Annotated in this window: 17 protein-coding genes; 10 read left to right on the forward strand and 7 right to left on the reverse strand. The window is 67.9% G+C overall.

What is annotated here, in order from left to right; translation table 11 throughout:
• Positions 1-37 precede the first annotated feature (37 nt).
• From M3330_RS13705 to M3330_RS13720, 4 genes are all read left to right on the forward strand, one after another.
• Positions 38-664 carry a TetR/AcrR family transcriptional regulator gene (locus M3330_RS13705; protein WP_019288267.1) on the forward strand — a complete coding sequence of 209 codons (627 nt, stop codon included), beginning with the start codon at positions 38-40 and terminating at the stop codon, positions 662-664.
• Between the two features lie 92 nt (positions 665-756).
• The gene (locus M3330_RS13710) at positions 757-1,968 is read left to right on the forward strand and encodes an acyl-CoA dehydrogenase family protein (protein ID WP_255024946.1); all 1,212 of its coding nucleotides are present in this window, start codon (positions 757-759) and stop codon (positions 1,966-1,968) included.
• Positions 1,965-2,993 (forward strand): phosphotransferase family protein, encoded by a 1,029-nt coding sequence (locus M3330_RS13715; RefSeq protein ID WP_039583732.1) that lies wholly within the window; start codon positions 1,965-1,967, stop codon positions 2,991-2,993. Before M3330_RS13710 ends, M3330_RS13715 begins: the two co-directional genes overlap by 4 nt.
• Entirely contained in the window at positions 2,990-3,724 is a 735-nt protein-coding gene (locus tag M3330_RS13720; RefSeq protein WP_039583730.1) for an SDR family oxidoreductase, read from the forward strand. The genes M3330_RS13715 and M3330_RS13720 overlap by 4 nt, the downstream gene beginning before the upstream one ends.
• A 4-nt stretch (positions 3,725-3,728) precedes the next feature.
• On the opposite strand, the gene M3330_RS13725 is transcribed toward M3330_RS13720, so the two are convergent.
• Positions 3,729-5,108 (reverse strand): cytochrome P450, encoded by a 1,380-nt coding sequence (locus M3330_RS13725; protein ID WP_255024949.1) that lies wholly within the window; start codon positions 5,106-5,108, stop codon positions 3,729-3,731.
• Between the two features lie 95 nt (positions 5,109-5,203).
• Here M3330_RS13725 and M3330_RS13730 point away from each other — a divergent pair, with 95 nt between their 5' ends.
• Positions 5,204-5,824 carry a TetR/AcrR family transcriptional regulator gene (locus M3330_RS13730; protein ID WP_006554893.1) on the forward strand — a complete coding sequence of 207 codons (621 nt, stop codon included), beginning with the start codon at positions 5,204-5,206 and terminating at the stop codon, positions 5,822-5,824.
• Between the two features lie 65 nt (positions 5,825-5,889).
• Here M3330_RS13730 and M3330_RS13735 read toward each other — a convergent pair whose 3' ends face one another.
• On the reverse strand, positions 5,890-6,612 hold the full coding sequence (locus M3330_RS13735; RefSeq protein ID WP_006554654.1) for a hypothetical protein: 723 nt from the start codon (positions 6,610-6,612) through the stop codon (positions 5,890-5,892).
• 108 nt (positions 6,613-6,720) lie between these two features.
• On the opposite strand from M3330_RS13735, the gene M3330_RS13740 reads away from it, so the two are divergent.
• The 4 genes from M3330_RS13740 to M3330_RS13755 are packed head-to-tail and all read left to right on the forward strand — an operon-like array spanning position 6,721 to position 9,230.
• Positions 6,721-7,251, forward strand: coding sequence for a methylated-DNA--[protein]-cysteine S-methyltransferase (locus M3330_RS13740; RefSeq protein WP_255024954.1), 531 nt, complete (start codon positions 6,721-6,723; stop codon positions 7,249-7,251).
• Entirely contained in the window at positions 7,238-7,753 is a 516-nt protein-coding gene (locus M3330_RS13745) for an RNA polymerase sigma factor (protein ID WP_037215917.1), read from the forward strand. Before M3330_RS13740 ends, M3330_RS13745 begins: the two co-directional genes overlap by 14 nt.
• A complete protein-coding gene (locus M3330_RS13750; protein WP_071936527.1) occupies positions 7,750-8,337 on the forward strand; it encodes a methylated-DNA--[protein]-cysteine S-methyltransferase in 588 nt (195 codons plus the stop codon). The genes M3330_RS13745 and M3330_RS13750 overlap by 4 nt, the downstream gene beginning before the upstream one ends.
• A complete protein-coding gene (locus M3330_RS13755) occupies positions 8,334-9,230 on the forward strand; it encodes a DNA-3-methyladenine glycosylase (RefSeq protein ID WP_006554658.1) in 897 nt (298 codons plus the stop codon). Before M3330_RS13750 ends, M3330_RS13755 begins: the two co-directional genes overlap by 4 nt.
• Here the strand turns inward: M3330_RS13755 and M3330_RS13760 are convergent.
• Both M3330_RS13760 and M3330_RS13765 read right to left on the reverse strand, forming a co-directional pair.
• A complete protein-coding gene (locus tag M3330_RS13760; RefSeq protein WP_255024955.1) occupies positions 9,203-10,873 on the reverse strand; it encodes a bifunctional 3'-5' exonuclease/DNA polymerase in 1,671 nt (556 codons plus the stop codon). The genes M3330_RS13755 and M3330_RS13760 overlap by 28 nt on opposite strands.
• Positions 10,874-10,900: 27 nt before the next feature.
• The gene (locus tag M3330_RS13765; protein WP_006554660.1) at positions 10,901-12,406 is read right to left on the reverse strand and encodes a YhgE/Pip domain-containing protein; all 1,506 of its coding nucleotides are present in this window, start codon (positions 12,404-12,406) and stop codon (positions 10,901-10,903) included.
• Positions 12,407-12,622: 216 nt separating this feature from the next.
• Here M3330_RS13765 and M3330_RS13770 point away from each other — a divergent pair, with 216 nt between their 5' ends.
• Entirely contained in the window at positions 12,623-13,027 is a 405-nt protein-coding gene (locus M3330_RS13770; protein WP_033097552.1) for a hypothetical protein, read from the forward strand.
• Between the two features lie 13 nt (positions 13,028-13,040).
• Here M3330_RS13770 and M3330_RS13775 read toward each other — a convergent pair whose 3' ends face one another.
• Genes M3330_RS13775 through M3330_RS13785 form a run of 3 tightly spaced genes read right to left on the reverse strand, consistent with a single transcriptional unit; the run spans position 13,041 to position 15,454 of the window.
• Entirely contained in the window at positions 13,041-13,715 is a 675-nt protein-coding gene (locus tag M3330_RS13775) for a response regulator transcription factor (RefSeq protein ID WP_255024957.1), read from the reverse strand.
• Positions 13,703-14,794, reverse strand: a complete 1,092-nt coding sequence (locus tag M3330_RS13780; RefSeq protein ID WP_019288278.1) for a sensor histidine kinase — start codon at positions 14,792-14,794, stop codon at positions 13,703-13,705. Before M3330_RS13780 ends, M3330_RS13775 begins: the two co-directional genes overlap by 13 nt.
• A gap of 9 nt (positions 14,795-14,803) precedes the next feature.
• Positions 14,804-15,454 carry a DedA family protein gene (locus tag M3330_RS13785; protein WP_255024961.1) on the reverse strand — a complete coding sequence of 217 codons (651 nt, stop codon included), beginning with the start codon at positions 15,452-15,454 and terminating at the stop codon, positions 14,804-14,806.
• Positions 15,455-15,607 lie beyond the last annotated feature (153 nt).

Raw genomic sequence — 15,607 nt, forward strand, 5'->3', positions numbered from 1 at the left:
GCCGACGTCGCCGGAGCCGTCCCTTACGGTGTTGAGCATGGACACGCGTGAGGATTCGGTTTCCGGCGACGTCGGCTCTTGGCGGGACTACGGCCCGACCGACCTGCCGAAGCCGCTCGCCGCTGCACTCGAGGCGTTCGCCGAACGCGGTTACGACGGCACGTCCATCCGCGAGGTTGCGTCGCGGTCCGGTCTGTCGGTGCCGGGTCTGTACCACCACTACCCCTCGAAGCAGGCGCTGCTCGTCTCGCTCACGACCACCGTGCTGCACGACCTGCTCGCCCGCAGCCGGCAGGCGATCGATGAAGCCGGACCCACCCCCTCCGAGAAGTTCGACGCCGTCGTCGAGTCGCTGCTGCGCTTCCATATGTTCCGCCGCGATCAGGCGTTCGTGGCGTCGACCGAGATGCGCAGCATGGAACCCGAGGCCCGCCGTGCATTCGTCGCCCTGCGCGACGAGCAGCAGTGCATGATCGACGAGATCGTCGAGGCCGGTGTCGCCGACGGCACCTTCTCCACGCCCTATCCGAAGGACGCCAGTCGCGCCGTGACGACGATGTGCGTCGCGGTGGCGAGCTGGTACCGGCCGGACGGTTCGTTGTCGCCGGACGAGATCGTGCACCGCTACCTGCAGGTCGCGCGGAACGCGGTCGGAGCGAAGTAGCCGACACCCCTTCCGGGCTTGACCCGATGGCGGGGATATGCCACCGTGAACTCGACCGAGCGATCGATCGGTCGGTACGGAAGGAGCTCAGCATGGCGGTCGACCTGTCCTACTCGGATCACGTCCGGGACCTCATCGCGCGGACCGAGCAGTTCATCCGCGACGAGGTGCTTCCCGTCGAGGACGCCCACGGTGGTGACATCACCGCGGCCGGTGGCGACGCGATCCGGGCGGATCTGCAGAAGGCCGCCAAGGCTGCCGGTGTCTTCGCTCCGCACGCGCCCGTCGAATACGGCGGCCACGGCCTGGACATGTCCGACCGCGCCCCGGTCTTCGAGGCGGCCGGCTACTCGCTCTTCGGTCCCACCGCGCTCAACATCGCCGCGCCCGACGAGGGCAACGTGCACATGCTCGCGCACATCGCGAGCGACGAGCAGAAGCAGCAGTTCCTCGCGCCCCTCGCCGCCGGCGACGTGCGCTCGGCCTTCGCGATGACCGAGCCCGCCCCCGGTGCCGGTGCCGATCCCAACGCTCTGAACACGCGCGCCGAGAAGGTCTCCGGTGGCTGGAAGATCAACGGCCGTAAGCACTTCATCACCGGTGCCGACGGCGCCGGATTCTTCATCATCATGGCCCGCACGTCCGGCGGGCCCGGACAGCGCGGTGGCGCCACCATGTTCCTCGCCCCCGCCGACACCGCGGGCCTGAAGGTCGGTCGCCACATCAACACCCTCGACCGCTCCATGATCGGTGGTCACTGCGAGGTCGACTTCGAGGACCTGTTCGTCCCCGACTCCGCCGTGCTCGGCGAGGTCGACCAGGGCTTCGCCTACGCGCAGGTGCGCCTCGGCCCCGCCCGCATGACGCACGTGATGCGCTGGCTCGGCGCCGCTCGCCGCGGTCACGACACCGCCGTCCGCTACGTCTCGGAGCGTGAAGGATTCGGCTCCCGCCTCGGCGATCTCGGCATGATCCAGAAGATGATCGCCGACAACGAGATCGACATCGCCGCGACCCGCGCGCTGCTCGTGCAGGCGTGTTGGGAACTCGACCAGGGTTCGCACGCCTCGAACGCCACGTCGATCGCCAAGACCTTCGCCGCCGAGGCGATCTTCCGCATCGTCGACCGTTCCGCTCAGATGTGCGGCGGTCTCGGTGTCTCCGAAGATCTTCCGATCGCACGCCTCACCCGCGAGGTCCGGCCGTTCCGCGTATACGACGGTCCGTCCGAGGTGCACCGCTGGGCCATCGCCAAGCGCGCCGTCGGTGCCGTTCGCAAGGCGGCCCGCGAGGCCGCGAAATGACCGCCGTACACGAGGGACTCGATCTTGCCGTTCTCGAGCGTTTCCTCGCCGATTCCGGTGTGACCGTTCACGGTGAACTTCGGGCGGAGCTCATCTCGGGTGGCAAGTCCAATCTCACCTACGGGTTGCGCGACGAGAAATCCCACTGGGTGCTGCGTCGCCCCCCGACCACGGGCCTGACCCCGTCTGCGCACGACGTCGCCCGCGAGTTCCGCATCACGTCGGCGCTCAAGGGCACCGGTGTGCCGGTCGCGCCCACCGTCGCCCAGTGCGAGGACGATTCGGTGATGGGCGCACCGTTCACCGTCGTCGAGTTCGTCGACGGACGTGTGGTGCGCAGCAAGGCCGACCTGGATGCGCTCGGCGACGACGAGATCGACCGCTGTGTCGGTGAACTCGTGCGCATCATCGCCGAACTGCACAATGTCGACTTCGAGGCCGTCGGCCTCGGGGGACTGGGCCGGCCGGACGGCTACGTGACCCGGCAGGTGAAGCTGTGGGCGAGCCAGTGGGGCCGGGTGAAGACCCGGGAACTGCCGGATCTCGAACGGCTGCACGCCGCGCTCGCCGAGTCGATTCCGGAATCGCCCGCTCCGTCGATCGTCCACGGTGACTACCGTATCGACAACACCATCCTGGACCCGAACGACCCGGCACGCGTTGTCGCCGTGGTGGACTGGGAACTGTCCACCCTCGGCGACCCGCTCACCGATCTCGCCATGATGTGCGTGTACCGGCATCCGGCACTCGACGACATCCTGGGCTTCCCGGCGGCATGGTCGAGCGAACGACTGCCGGCGGCGGACGATCTGGTGCAGCGCTACGCCACGGCGTCGGGGCGCGACATCGCCGACTGGAACTTCTACATGGGTCTGGCCTACCTCAAGCTCGCCGTCATCGCGGAGGGTATCAACCATCGGTGGCGTGCCGGGGCGACCATCGGCGACGGTTTCGACCGCGCCGGTGAAGCCGTGCCCGACCTGGTGGCAGCAGGACTCGCAGCACTGAAGGGAGCCCACGCGTGACCAGCGCGCTCGTGACCGGAGCCTCGAGGGGTATCGGCCTCGGAATCGCCACCCGTCTCGCCGAACGCGGCTACGCACTGACGATCAGTGCCCGCGGGGCGGAACGCCTCGAGAGTGTCGCCGAGCGTCTACGGGAGGCGGGTGCCAAGGAGGTACGCGCCGTCGCAGCCGATCTCGCCGATCCGGAAGCCACCGCCCGCGTCGTGGAGACGCATCGCGAGGCGTTCGGTTCCATGAAGGCGCTGATCCTCAATGCCGGTGTCGGCACGGCAGGCTCGATCGCCGAGTTCCCGGCCCGACGGTTCGACAAGACGGTCGCCGTGAACCTCAACGCTCCGTTCGCGCTCATCCAGGCGTCGCTGCCGTTGCTGCGCGCCGAGGCGGAGAACGATCCGGCCCGCGGATCGAAGATCGTTGCGCTCTCGTCGATCACAGGTGTCTACGCCGAGGCCGGTCTCGCCGCCTACGGTGCGACGAAGGCCGCGTTGATCTCCCTGGTCGAGACGCTCAACGCCGAGGAGTCCGGCAACGGCATCTCCGCGTCGGCGCTCGCACCCGCATACGTCGACACCGACATGTCCGACTGGATCAAGGACAAGATTCCGGCCGAGTCCATGATCGAGGTGAACGACGTCGTCGAGATCGTCGACGCGCTGCTCGAGCTGTCGTCGCGGGCAGTGGTGCCCAAGCTCGTGCTCAGCCGCGCGGGCGCAGGTCTCTACACCGCCTGATTCTCTACACGGCCTGACGTTCGGGGTCGGTCGACCGCTGTTTCAGGTCGACCGGCTGGCCGTCGGACGGGAACGGCAGCGACGTGAAGTCGAGCGGGGCGACGTAGCCGGGGTCGACGTGCCACTCGAAGCGCAGCAGCAGTTGGTGGACGATCGCTTTGACCTCGACCCCGGCGAAGTGCATGCCGAGGCATTTGTGCACGCCCCCACCGAACGGCTCCCACGCATAGCGGTGCACCTTGTCCTCGCGTCGATGGTCCGCGAAGCGTTCGGGATCGAAACGTTCGGGCTCCGGCCAGTATTCCGCCATGTGGTGCGTGAAGTGCGGCGCGACAGAGGCATACGTGCCGGCCGGCACGAAATATCCCCGGACCTCGGTGTCGCGCACGGCCCGTCGCGCCAGGACGGGCACCGGCGAGACGAGGCGGAGGCATTCCTTCATCACCAGATCGAGACTGCCGAGCGCATCGAGGTCGGCGTGACTCGGTGCGGCGGTGCCCAGCGCGAGCGACTCGGCCCGGCACCGGTCCTGCCACTGCGGGTGTTGCCCGAGATACTGCATCATCGTGGAGATCGTGATGGTCGACGTGTCGTGCGCGGCCATCAACAGGAAAATCATGTGATCGACGATCTCGTCGTCGCTGAACCGTTGTCCCGCTTCGGATTCGATGTGGCACAACACGGAGAAGAGGTCGTCCGTCTCGCGCGAGCGTCGTGCCGGTAGATAGTGCCGGAAGAAGTCCTCGAGCACTCGGCGTCCGTCGAGTCCGCGCTTCCACCGGGTGCCGGGGACGGGGTACCGGACGATCGAGGTCGCCGCCTGCACACAGTCGATGAATGCCTTCTTCACCGCTTCGATCTCGGCCGGTGTGGAGTCCTCGGCCCCGCCCATGAAGATGTCGGTGGCGAGATCGAGCGTGAGTGTCTTCAGTGCCGTGTAGGCGCGGAATCCGTCGCTGGGAACCCACCTGTCGAGCTTCTGGGTGATCGACGGATTCATGGCATCGACGGTCTTCTCGAGGCGTGATCGGGTGAACGCCTGCTGCATGATGCGGCGGTGCCGGAGATGTTCCTCCGAGTCGAGGAGCATGAGGCCACCGTGGAAGAACGGCCCGATCAGTGCCGACCAGCCGTCGCCGTTGGCGAAGGCCCGGTCCTTGTTCTGCAGCACCTCCTGGCAGGCGTCGGGTCCGAGAACCGAGATCCAGCGTCGACCGGCCGCAGAGAAACAGGAGACCTCGCCGTATCGGTCCCAGTGCTTCTGCATCATCGCGAGTGGATCGCGGATGTATTCGAGGACGTGCCCGATACCGGGTATTCCCGATCGTCCCGGGACCGGGCGCAGACGGGAGTGGGCGGGGGGAGCCGCCAGGATCCGGGTCACGACGAACCTCCAGTTCTGCGGATATCTGACAGGAGACCCTGTCAGATTGGGGTGTAGTCTGTGTCACATCGGTCCGGTCTGTCAAGATCGGTCCCATGACTTCCCCCGCGCCCCGCCGCTATGCCGGTCTGAGCGGCGAACAGCGTGTCGCGCTGCGGCGCGAAGCCCTGCTCGAAGCAGGACTGGAACTGTTCGCGGCCTCGGGGAAGAGCGGCGCCACCATGACCGCCATGTGCGCCCACGCCAAGCTGACGGAGCGGTATTTCTACGAGAATTTCACCAGCAGGGACGATCTGCTGCAGCAGGTCCTCGACAAGATCGCCGACGAGGTGCGCGAGGCCGTACTCGCCGCGCTCCGCACCGGCACGGGCACACTCGAAGACCTCGTGCGGAACGCCATCGCGTCGTTCGTCGCGATCCTCACCGACGACCCGCGCAAGGGCCGGGTCTCACTCATCGAGTCCGCCGGCTTCGAACCCCTGCGCACCCACAGACGAGCGTCGCTACGGAGTTTCGCCCAGATGGTCGCCGACGAAGCGACCCGCATGTACGGCGACCGGGCGTGGCCGCCCGAACGGGGCGAGATCAACGGACTGCTGTTCGTCGGGGGTCTGGCCGAACTGGTCACCGCGTGGTTGAACGACGAGATCGCCATCTCGCCCGACGAGATCGTCGACGTGGCGACGCACCAGTTCCTCTCCACGGCCCATCAGTAGAGCCGTCCGGGGCGGTCAATCATCACCGACCGCGGTGCGGTCAATCATCACCGACCGCGGTGCGGTCAATCATCACCGTTGGTTTCCTTCTCCTCGCCGCGTCGGCGCAGGAAGTTGAACCCGGGCACGCCCACGATGGCCTGACGGACGTCCTTGGCGACGAGGAGCAGTTCGTGGATCTCGGGGGAGACGGTGTCGAGTGTCGCCATGATGGGCAGGACCGCGTCGACCCGCTCGGTGATCTCGGGGAGCCGGTCGATGAGCTTGATCGCGGCGCGCAGTTCTTTTGGTGAGAACTCCTCGACGAACTGGGTGGCGAGGGGAGCGGCACGTTCGGCGAGGGGTTTGTAGGTCTCGAGCAGTTCCCCGGCGGCGTCGGAGCTGCGGCCGGCGGACTCGACGACGATCCGCGCGTCGGCCGCGACCACCGTCGCATCGCGCACGACCCCGCCCGTCGAGTCGATGATCTCCGTGGCGCGCGTGACCGCATCGGCGGCTTCCTCCACCACACCGATGGTCGAGGCGATCACCTGCGTGGCCTGCGCGACGGCCACCGACGCTCCCTCGACGATGTCGGTGGCGTCGGTGACCACGCTGTCGATGCGGCGGATCAGCGATTCGACCGAGTCGATGAGCGATTCGGCCTCGCTGAGCAGGCCTTCCACCCGCGTCGGGAGCGACAGTGCGAACTCGGCGGTCTCGCGGGTGCGTCCGAGCACGGTCCGGGTGACGTCGACGATGGAACCGGCGACCGAGACTCCGAGCGCGGGCACAGGCAGCGAGATCATGTCGTCATAGTGCAGTACGTCCGATCGTCGTGATCGCGGACCTCACATTTTCGGCGTCCCGTTCGTCTACCCGGTACAGAGCACACACCGGATGGAAGGATCGAGGCCGTGACCGCATTGCGCACCCACACCGTGATCGACACACCGATCGGCGAGTTGACGTTGGTGAACACCGACGGCGTCCTGAGCGGCGTGTACATGGCCGAGCATCACCCCGCGCCCGACCGCGCCGGTTTCGGCGAGCAGGTCACCGGGGGATTCGACGAGACGATCACCCAGTTCGATGAGTACTTCGCGGGTCGCCGTACCCGGTTCACTGTCCCCATCGCTCCCGTCGGCACCCCGTTCCAACGCGAGGTGTGGGAGGCGCTGATGACGATCGAGTACGGCACCACGCGCACCTACTCGGAGATTGCACTCGCCCTCGGCCGACCTACTGCGGTACGGGCGGTCGCTGCGGCCAATGCCCGCAATCCGCTCTGCATCATCGTGCCGTGCCATCGCGTCATCGGTAGCAGCGGCAAGCTCACCGGTTACGCCGGTGGTCTCGAGCGCAAACGCTTCCTGCTCGACCAGGAGGCACGGGTGCTGAGTTCCGCCGAGCCCGATGTCGCCGGCGATACCCATGTCCCTGCCTGATCACCTACCGCGGGCGAGCCTGCCTCCTTTCGAGGAGGTGGTCACCCGCCACGGCGCGACGGTCCTCCGGGTCTGCCGCGCACTGCTCGGACCGGTCGACGCCGACGACGCCTGGTCCGAGACCTTCCTCGCGGCGTTGCGCGCCTATCCCGACCTGCCACCGGGCAGCAACATCGAAGCGTGGCTCGTGACCATCGCGCACCGCAAGGCCGTCGACATCCACCGGGTGCGCGGGCGGACGCCGGTGCCCACCGAGAACCTCCCCGAACCCGCGTCGGCCACGGGAAACCCCGGTGAGGGCGACGACGAACTGTGGAGCGCGGTCGCCGAACTTCCCTTCACGCAGCGTGCGGCGCTGGTCTACCACTATGTCGGAGGCCTGCCCTATGCGGAGATCGGCACGATCCTCGGCAACAGCCCGGCCGCGGCACGTCGCGCGGCGGCCGACGGTCGGGTTGCGTTGCGTCGTCGGATCGAACACGGAACAGGGTGTCGCTCATGAACTTTCCACAACCCTCGGTCGGATCGGCCGATCTCGCGTGGTTGCGGGAGAAGCTCGTACTCGATGCCGAGGCGGCCGGGTTGCTCGATGTCGCGTTCCGCGTCGTCGACACCCCCGTCGGTCCGCTCCTGCTGGCCACCACCCCCGTCGGACTCGTGCGGGTCGCCTACGTCGCCGACGGATCCGACGCCGTGCTCGACGAACTCTCCCGCCGGATCAGCCCGCGCGTGCTCGACGCGCCGCGGCGACTCGACCCGGTGGTCCGGCAACTCGACGAGTACTTCGCCGGTACGAGGACACATTTCGACGTTCCGCTCGATCTGCGTCTCGCCGACGGATTCCGTCGTGAAGTGATCACGCGTCTGCCCGAGATCGAATACGGGCGCACGGCGAGCTATGCCGAGATCGCCGCCGCGGCCGGGAGCCCGCGCGCGGTGCGGGCGGTCGGTACGGCGTGCGCGAAGAACCCGCTGCCCGTGGTGGTGCCGTGCCATCGGGTGGTGCGCAGCGACGGCAGCATGGGGCAGTACGTCGGGGGAGTCGAGGCGAAGAGGGCGCTGCTGCAACTCGAGTCGGTGGCATGATCACCACCCTCCGGATCCCGGTGGCCGAACCCGTTGCGGTGGGGCCGATGCTCGCGTCGCTGCGAAGCCACACCGTCCCCGGCTGTGAACACCACAACAGCGCTACCGGCACCCATCACCGCGCGATCCGCACGAACGGCGGCGCCGCGCACGTCGCCGTCCGCTTCGCCGACCCTGCGACACCCGACGACGGGAGACACGGGGATGTGCGACATCTCGAGGTTCATGTCGAGACCGCAGGTCGCGCGGATGTCGAGGAGATCGAAGAGAGGGTCCGGAAGTGGCTCGATCTCGGCGTCGACCCGTCCGTCGTGGATGCGGCATTCGAGCCCGATCCCGTGCTCGGGCCTCTCGTGCAGACCCACCCCGGTCTGCGCGTGCTCGGCACCACCGACTGGTTCGCCACCGCCGTGTCGACAGTGCTCGGGCAGCAGGTGAGTGTCGCTGCGGCATGCACATTCGCAGGACGACTCGTCGCAGCCTTCGGCGACGGTGCACCCGGTGGGTTGCGATGCTTCCCTACGCCGCACCGACTCGCGACGGTCGAGCAGAGCGAGCTGCGTGCCGTCATCGGCACGACGCAGTCGCGCGCCCGCACCGTCGCCGAACTGGCCCGGGCCGCAGCCGACGGGGTGGCGCCGGAGCATCTGTCGTTCGCGGCAGACCTTCTCGCGCTTCCCGGGATCGGACCGTGGACCGTCGACTATCTCGCTCTACGACTCGGCGACCGCGACGCGTATCCGTCCGGCGACCTCGTTCTCCGACGAGCCCTGCAGGTGGAGAGTGCGCGCGAAGCCGCCGAGCGCGCCGAACAATGGCGGCCGTGGCGGGCCTACGCCGTCATGCATCTGTGGACACACGCCACCTACTCGCCGCCCGCATCCTCGGCGTAGACGCTGCGCACGGCGGTGTCCATCGGGAAACGAACCTGCGTGTCGCCGAATATCAGGCGCGTCGCCACCTCGACCGACGCCGTGATGTGCGACGACGCGAGTTCCGGGTTGCCGGTGTGCACCACCACCTCGTCGTGCTGGAAGAACACGAGATCGCCGGCCGTCGGGTCGGGATCGGTGGTCAGCCGCCGTCGCAGTTCCGCAAGCACGCACAGCGCCCACTCGGCCGCGGTGGCCTGCACGACGAAGTTCCGCGTGAACCGGCCCCGCGCATGCGCATCACCGTGGGAGTGGAAGCCTTCCGGAGCGGGTGGGCACGCACGGCCCAGCCACGAATGCACCACCTCGCCACGTTCACCCGCACGGGCGGCACGTTCGACGAAGTCGACGGCGGTCGGGAAGCTGCGACGCAGCACCGTCAGCAGGGCACGCGCGTCGCCCGACGTGGCGCCGTACAGAACACCGAGCACCGCGACCTTCGCCTTCGCGCGGTCGCCGCCGAAGGACGCCGCGGCGACCGGGGCGTACAGATCGTCCGAACCGGCAGCCGCGACCATGCGCCGATCGCCCGACATCGCCGCCAGGATGCGCGGTTCGAGCTGGCCCGCGTCGGCGACGACGAACGACCGCCCCGGGTCGGCGATCACGCTCGACCGCAGCGCCTTGGGGATCTGCAGAGCGCCACCGCCGCGACTCGCCCACCGGCCCGATACGACCGCGCCGGGAACATAGACCGGACGGAACCGGTCGTCGCGGACCCAGGTGTCGAGCCAGTGCCAGCCGTTCGTGCTGTACAACTTCGACAGCTCGCGGTGCCGCAGCAACAGAGGCACCGCGGGATGGTCGATCCGCTGCAGCACATGCTTGCGGGTCGACTCGACGGTGATGCCCTCGCGACGGAACGCCTCGAGCACCTCGCTGTGGGAGGCGGGATTCACGGGGCGGCCGAAGACCGCGCTGACCTCCTCGACCACTTCGGCGATACGGCTCGGCAGGTCGTAGCCGGTCGGGCGCGGCCCGAGGGTGTCCTCGAGGAGGCGACGATGCGCTTGCGCCGAGAACGGCAACCCGTCGAAACCCATCTCGGCCGCTGCGAGAGTGCCGGCCGATTCGGCGGCGGTGAGCAACTCGAGGCGGGCGTCGCCGGAGATGCGGCGACGTTGCTCGGCGAACTGCTCGACCACCGCCTCGACGTCGATCGCGGGAGCCGCATCGAAGAGGCCGGGCCGCTCGTCGACCGGCTCCTCCGCAGTGGGCGGGGGTAGGCCCTCGCGTACGGCAAGGATGGCGCCAGTGGTGGCGAGATCGTGGCATCGCTGCACCCGAACATCGGCGCGGAGCAGCTCGGGATAGACCGATGCCGTCGAGGTCCACACCCAGCGCGGTCGCGATTCGGCTTCGATCGCAGCGACTGCATCCGCGAATCCGGGGTACTCCCGCACCGAGCTGAGCGGCGCACCGAATGCGTCGACCTCGACGATGCTTGCACCGCGACGGCCCCGGCCGTCCGCAGGATGAGGAACGACGACCGTGCGCACCCATACAGTGTGCTCCATCACGGCGACAGACCCCGACGCGCGGTGACCCCCCGATTCACCCTCGAATTCACCCGTATCGAGAGCGATCCCCGCGAGAACCGCCACTACCGTGGTAGTGGAGGGGCTCCGCCGCTACCCCCGACGCGCGGCGGGGTCCCCCATTTCGTTCGTGGGCCCGTCGCTTTCGCCCGCATGCTCGGAGCTGCCGGAGGATTCGCCCGTATCGTCACGATCGTCCTCACCGGCGTCCACGCTGTCGTTCGAACGAACCGTGTCGGTCGCGACCGCAGAATCCCGAACCTGCTGTCGCGACGGCCGCCAGGGCAGACGCACGGGTGCGTCCGCGGCCCGGTGGAAACCGACGCGGTCGTAGATCCACGTCACCAGGGCGCCGACGACGAGACCGAACACGACGCCGACGATCGTCATCGTCACGCCGTGGCCGAGCCCGGCGTCGGGTCGTCCGTCGAAGTAGAGGATGGACCGCACCGCGAGATAGATCTGGTGCATCGGCTCGAAGGTCGACAACCATTCGAACATCCGCGGGGTGGCCTCGATCGGAATGGTGCCACCGGACGACGGCAGGCCGAGCACGATGAACACGATCAGGTTCACCAGCAGGCCCGCCGCGCCGAAGATCGACATCACCGCGAGGGACGTGATGCCCACGGCCGAGATCGCGAGCGCCCCGTACTCCCACAGCAGCAGCGCGCGCGGCGCCGGCATGCCGAGTGCGGTGGCGATCCACACATACAACGCCGAGACGATCAACGACATGACCACCGTGATGCCCCACTTGAGTGCCAGCACCTGCAGGCGCGACATCCGGGTGGTCTCCCGCGCGATGTAGAGGGGGCCGTATTCGGTGGGCACGAAACCGAGGGCGCTGTCGACGACCGCGTTGATGATCGTGGCGCCGGTGAAGCCGGCCAGGATCAGCAGCAGGGTGTAGAAGAAGGCGGACAGGCCGGCGCCCGTCCCGTCGGGCAGCGGCTTGTGCTCGACGGTGAGTGCATCGATCGGCTGGGTCAGGACGAGGCTGGAAGCTCCGGACAATTGCAGGTCGGGTGCCGACTCTGCGAGCGTCGCGGTGACGGTCTCGGTCAGCTGCTGCCCGACCGTGTCGTTCACCTGGGTCAGCGCGCGGTCGCCGATCGTCGTGACGATGCCCGTCGCGAACGCGCCCGTCCGGGGATTCGTGTAGAGGGTGATGATCGGCTTCTCGATGTCACCGGGAACGACCGAGGCCTGCGCGAGGATCGAGATGCGTTTGGTGAAGTCGCTCGGGATGACGATCGCGCCGTACAGGCTGCCGTCGTCGAGGCCCTGGTTGGCGGCCGAGATTCCCATCCGTCGGAGATCGATCTCCTCGGGATCGATGCCGTCGAGGATGCCCTCGGTGATCTGGTCGCCGAAGTTCTGTCGCTCGTCCGATCCGGGCAGCACATCGCCGACGTCCTGATTGACGATGGCCATCGGGAACTGTCTCAGGTTCTCGCTCGGATCGAGGAGTGCGCCGAGATAGAAGTAGGCCAGGGCACTCATCATCGCTGCGACGACAGCGAAGGGCGCGAGCCAGAAGCGCGGGCTGCGAAGGGTGCCGTGGTGCGGATCGGTGGTCGACTGGGTTGAACTCACCTATCAATTGTGCACACAGATGTGTGCTCTTGGAGGGCTCGAGTGCTCGAATGCACGCGAGGTCGGGTTGCGTGATCTGTCACTCGAAGGCGTCCTCCCCGCCTGAATTGCCGGAAAGCGTCGGAGATCGACAATTTCGGTTTGTCGTATCGGACCCCGCGGTCCGTGTTTCGATGTGGTCGACGGACGGATCCGACAGAATGGGTGGAGGGAACGATGGCGAACGGATTTCGGCGGGTACTGCGAGCGGGAGCGGTCGCCGCAGTGGCAGGAGGGATCGTCCTCGGCGGCGCCGGCATCGCGGCGGCGCAGGACGAGTGGCCGGTCCAGCAACCCAACAGCCCGATCTACGTGTACGACGTGGACCCCGCCAACTGGCTCACGCCGGACGAGCTTGCCTACTGGAATCCGCTGGTGAACGAGCCGCGGCTGACCTCGCCCTTCGGCACGAACACCCGCATCGTGTGTCAGGGCTTCCACGGCGTGACGACCGATTGCTGGCAGGCCGACCTCGAAGGCCGTCCACATAAGCTTCAGCGTCTGCCCGCGAACCTTCCGAATGTGACGGGGTCGAGCGCACCCGGCGGAGGCGTCGGGCACTTCGTGTATCCGCTCTTCTGATCCGTACGGGGCGTCAGCGGTCGTCCCGTGAGCTCGGGGTGCCTGTGCTCTCGAGATAGAGGAGAACCGCCCGTACCCGCCGACTACGGTCGGCCTCGCGCGGCAGGTCGAGCTTCACGAAGATCGAATTGACGTGCTTCTCGACGGCGCTCACCGACATGGTCAGACGATCGGCGATGCCGGTGTTCGTCAGCCCCTGGGTGAGGGCCTCGAGCACCTCGCGTTCGCGTTCGGTGAGGGTGGCGACAGGGTCGGTGCGGCGGGTGCTCGCGAACAGTTGCCGCACCACCTCGGGATCGAAGGCCGTCCCGCCCGCGGCCACACGTTCCAGGTCGGTGAGGAACGCCCCCACGTCCGACACGCGATCCTTGAGCAGATAGCCCACGCCACCCCAGCCGTTCGTGAGCAGGCCGGTCGCGTTCCGGTGCTCGACGTACTGCGACAGCACGAGCACAGCGACCTGCGGGTATTCCTCCTTGATGCACCGCGCCGCGTCGATGCCCTCCGTCGAGTAGGTCGGTGGCATACGCACGTCGAGCAACACGAGGTCGGGCACCTCGCGCTCGACGACGTGGTGCAGCTCGACGGCGTTGCCCACACCGGCAACCACCTCGTGGCCTTCGTCCGCGAGCAACCGGGACAGGCCCTCGCGAAGAAGGGTCGAATCCTCGGCTATCACGATGCGCACGGGATCCTCGCTTCCACGACGGTCGGCCCTCCGCGGGGGCTGTGTACGGAGAACTGCCCGTCCAGCGCGGCGACACGGCGCGCGAGACCTGTCAGCCCGGAGCCCGTCATCTCGGCCCCGCCACATCCGTCGTCGACGACCGTGACCGTGACGACGTGACCGTCCGCCGCGACGGTCACCGACACGTTGTCGGCGCCGGAGTGCTTCGTCGAGTTCGTGACCCCTTCCGCGGCAACGTAGTACGCGGCTGCCGCGACATCGTGTGGTGGTTCCGGGTCGATCGACAGATCCAGGTCGACGGGGAGGAAGGTGTGCGCGGACAACCCTTCCAGCGCCGCGGCGATTCCGTGCTCGTCGAGCGCGGCCGGGTATATCCGCCACGCCACGTCGCGCAGTTCGGTGAGCAACGCCTGCGCCTGGGCGACGGCGTTGTCGAGGTCGGCGACGAGGTTCCCGCCGCCGCGTTCGGCGGTGCGACGCGCGCGACCGACGTCGAGTGCGAGCGCGACGGCCCGCTGCTGGACGTCGTCGTGCAGGGCGCGTTCGATCCGCCGGCGTTCGTCGTCGATGGCGGTGACGACGTCGGCGCGGGTGCGCTGCAGGTCGCGGAGGCGATGCTGCGTGGCATCGTCGCCGAGCAACCGCAGGGCTGTGCGGACGTCCCACTGGCCCACGATCATCGCCATCCGGACGGAGAGATAGATCATCACGGCGGCGACGAGGAGCGAGACGAGACCGTCGGCGACGGAGATGCGACCGCCTGCCAGCAGGACGAACGCCCAGCCCCCGTAGCCGGTCGCGGAGATCAGGACGAGCAGGACGACGAGGCCGACGAGCGGACCGTAGGCCAGGCGGACGAGGAAATATCCGGTCGGCTCGCGATCCGGAAGATCCCGGACCGCCTCGGCGTCGAACCATCGCACGAGACGAATACGGTCGCGTTCGGCCGCGCGACCCGGTCCGTCGGTGGTACGGCGAGCCGATGCCGCCACACCCGTCACCGCGGTGACGATCCCGAGCAGAAGCCCGACGACGGCGCGGACCGAGGTCCCGAGTGAGCGCCGAAGGTGATCGATCACGGACCGACCCTAACGGGCGCGAATCGATCGGACACGGCGGACGACGAACACCGCCACTGCTGCGACCACCGCGACGATCACGAGTTTCTGCAGCACATCGGCATACGGTTCGACGACTCCCCAGTTCTCACCGAGGAGGTATCCGGCGAGTACGAAGATCGAGTTCCACAGGGCGCTACCGAGGGCGGTCAGGACGACGAACCGACCGACGGGCATGGCCTCCACCCCGGCGGGAACCGAGATCACGCTCCGCACGAGCGGCACCATCCGGCCGAGGAGCACCGACTTCTCGCCGTGCCGGGCGAACCACTCTTCGCCGCGCCGCAGATCGGAGGTGTTCACCAGGGGGAGTCGCTCGACAACGGCATACATCCGCTGACGGCCGAAGGCGCGTCCGGCGAGGTAGAGCAGCAGTGCGCCGACGAGGGAGCCGAGGGTGGTCCACGCGACGGCCGAGACGAGGGAGATCTCCCCGCGGGAGGCCGCGAAGCCGGCGAGGGGAAGGATCACCTCGCTCGGGATCGGCGGGAAGAGGTTCTCCGCGGCGACTGCGACACCGACACCGGGTGCTCCGAGCATCTCCATCAGCTGTAGCGACAGACCCGCGAGGCCGTGGAGTTCGTCCGTGGGGGACTGCGTGAGGGTGTGTGCGAGGTTCATGTCCGGAACACTATGAGCGATGAACGTGCAGGTCGCTGCGGTTTTCCGCCGACTTCGCGGCCTTCGGGGTGCGGTTCTCCACAGTCCTGCCGAATGCCGGTCGCTCGACCGGATAGTAAATAGATGAATTATCTCGGATCTGCGGTACTGTGA

This window comes from Rhodococcus sp. GA1, assembly GCF_024321955.1.
Taxonomy (GTDB): Bacteria; Actinomycetota; Actinomycetes; order Mycobacteriales; family Mycobacteriaceae; genus Rhodococcus; species Rhodococcus pyridinivorans.

Bases quoted from the DNA above. Each gene is read 5' to 3' on its own strand.
- M3330_RS13705 (WP_019288267.1), top strand. From the start codon at position 38: ATGGACACGCGTGAGGATTCGGTTTCCGGCGACGTCGGCTCTTGGCGG.
- M3330_RS13755 (WP_006554658.1), top strand. From the start codon at position 8,334: ATGATCACCACCCTCCGGATCCCGGTGGCCGAACCCGTTGCGGTGGGG.
- M3330_RS13745 (WP_037215917.1), top strand. From the start codon at position 7,238: ATGTCCCTGCCTGATCACCTACCGCGGGCGAGCCTGCCTCCTTTCGAG.
- M3330_RS13730 (WP_006554893.1), top strand. From the start codon at position 5,204: ATGACTTCCCCCGCGCCCCGCCGCTATGCCGGTCTGAGCGGCGAACAG.
- M3330_RS13785 (WP_255024961.1), bottom strand. From the start codon at position 15,454: ATGAACCTCGCACACACCCTCACGCAGTCCCCCACGGACGAACTCCAC.
- M3330_RS13750 (WP_071936527.1), top strand. From the start codon at position 7,750: ATGAACTTTCCACAACCCTCGGTCGGATCGGCCGATCTCGCGTGGTTG.
- M3330_RS13735 (WP_006554654.1), bottom strand. From the start codon at position 6,612: ATGATCTCGCTGCCTGTGCCCGCGCTCGGAGTCTCGGTCGCCGGTTCC.
- M3330_RS13710 (WP_255024946.1), top strand. From the start codon at position 757: ATGGCGGTCGACCTGTCCTACTCGGATCACGTCCGGGACCTCATCGCG.
- M3330_RS13715 (WP_039583732.1), top strand. From the start codon at position 1,965: ATGACCGCCGTACACGAGGGACTCGATCTTGCCGTTCTCGAGCGTTTC.
- M3330_RS13770 (WP_033097552.1), top strand. From the start codon at position 12,623: ATGGCGAACGGATTTCGGCGGGTACTGCGAGCGGGAGCGGTCGCCGCA.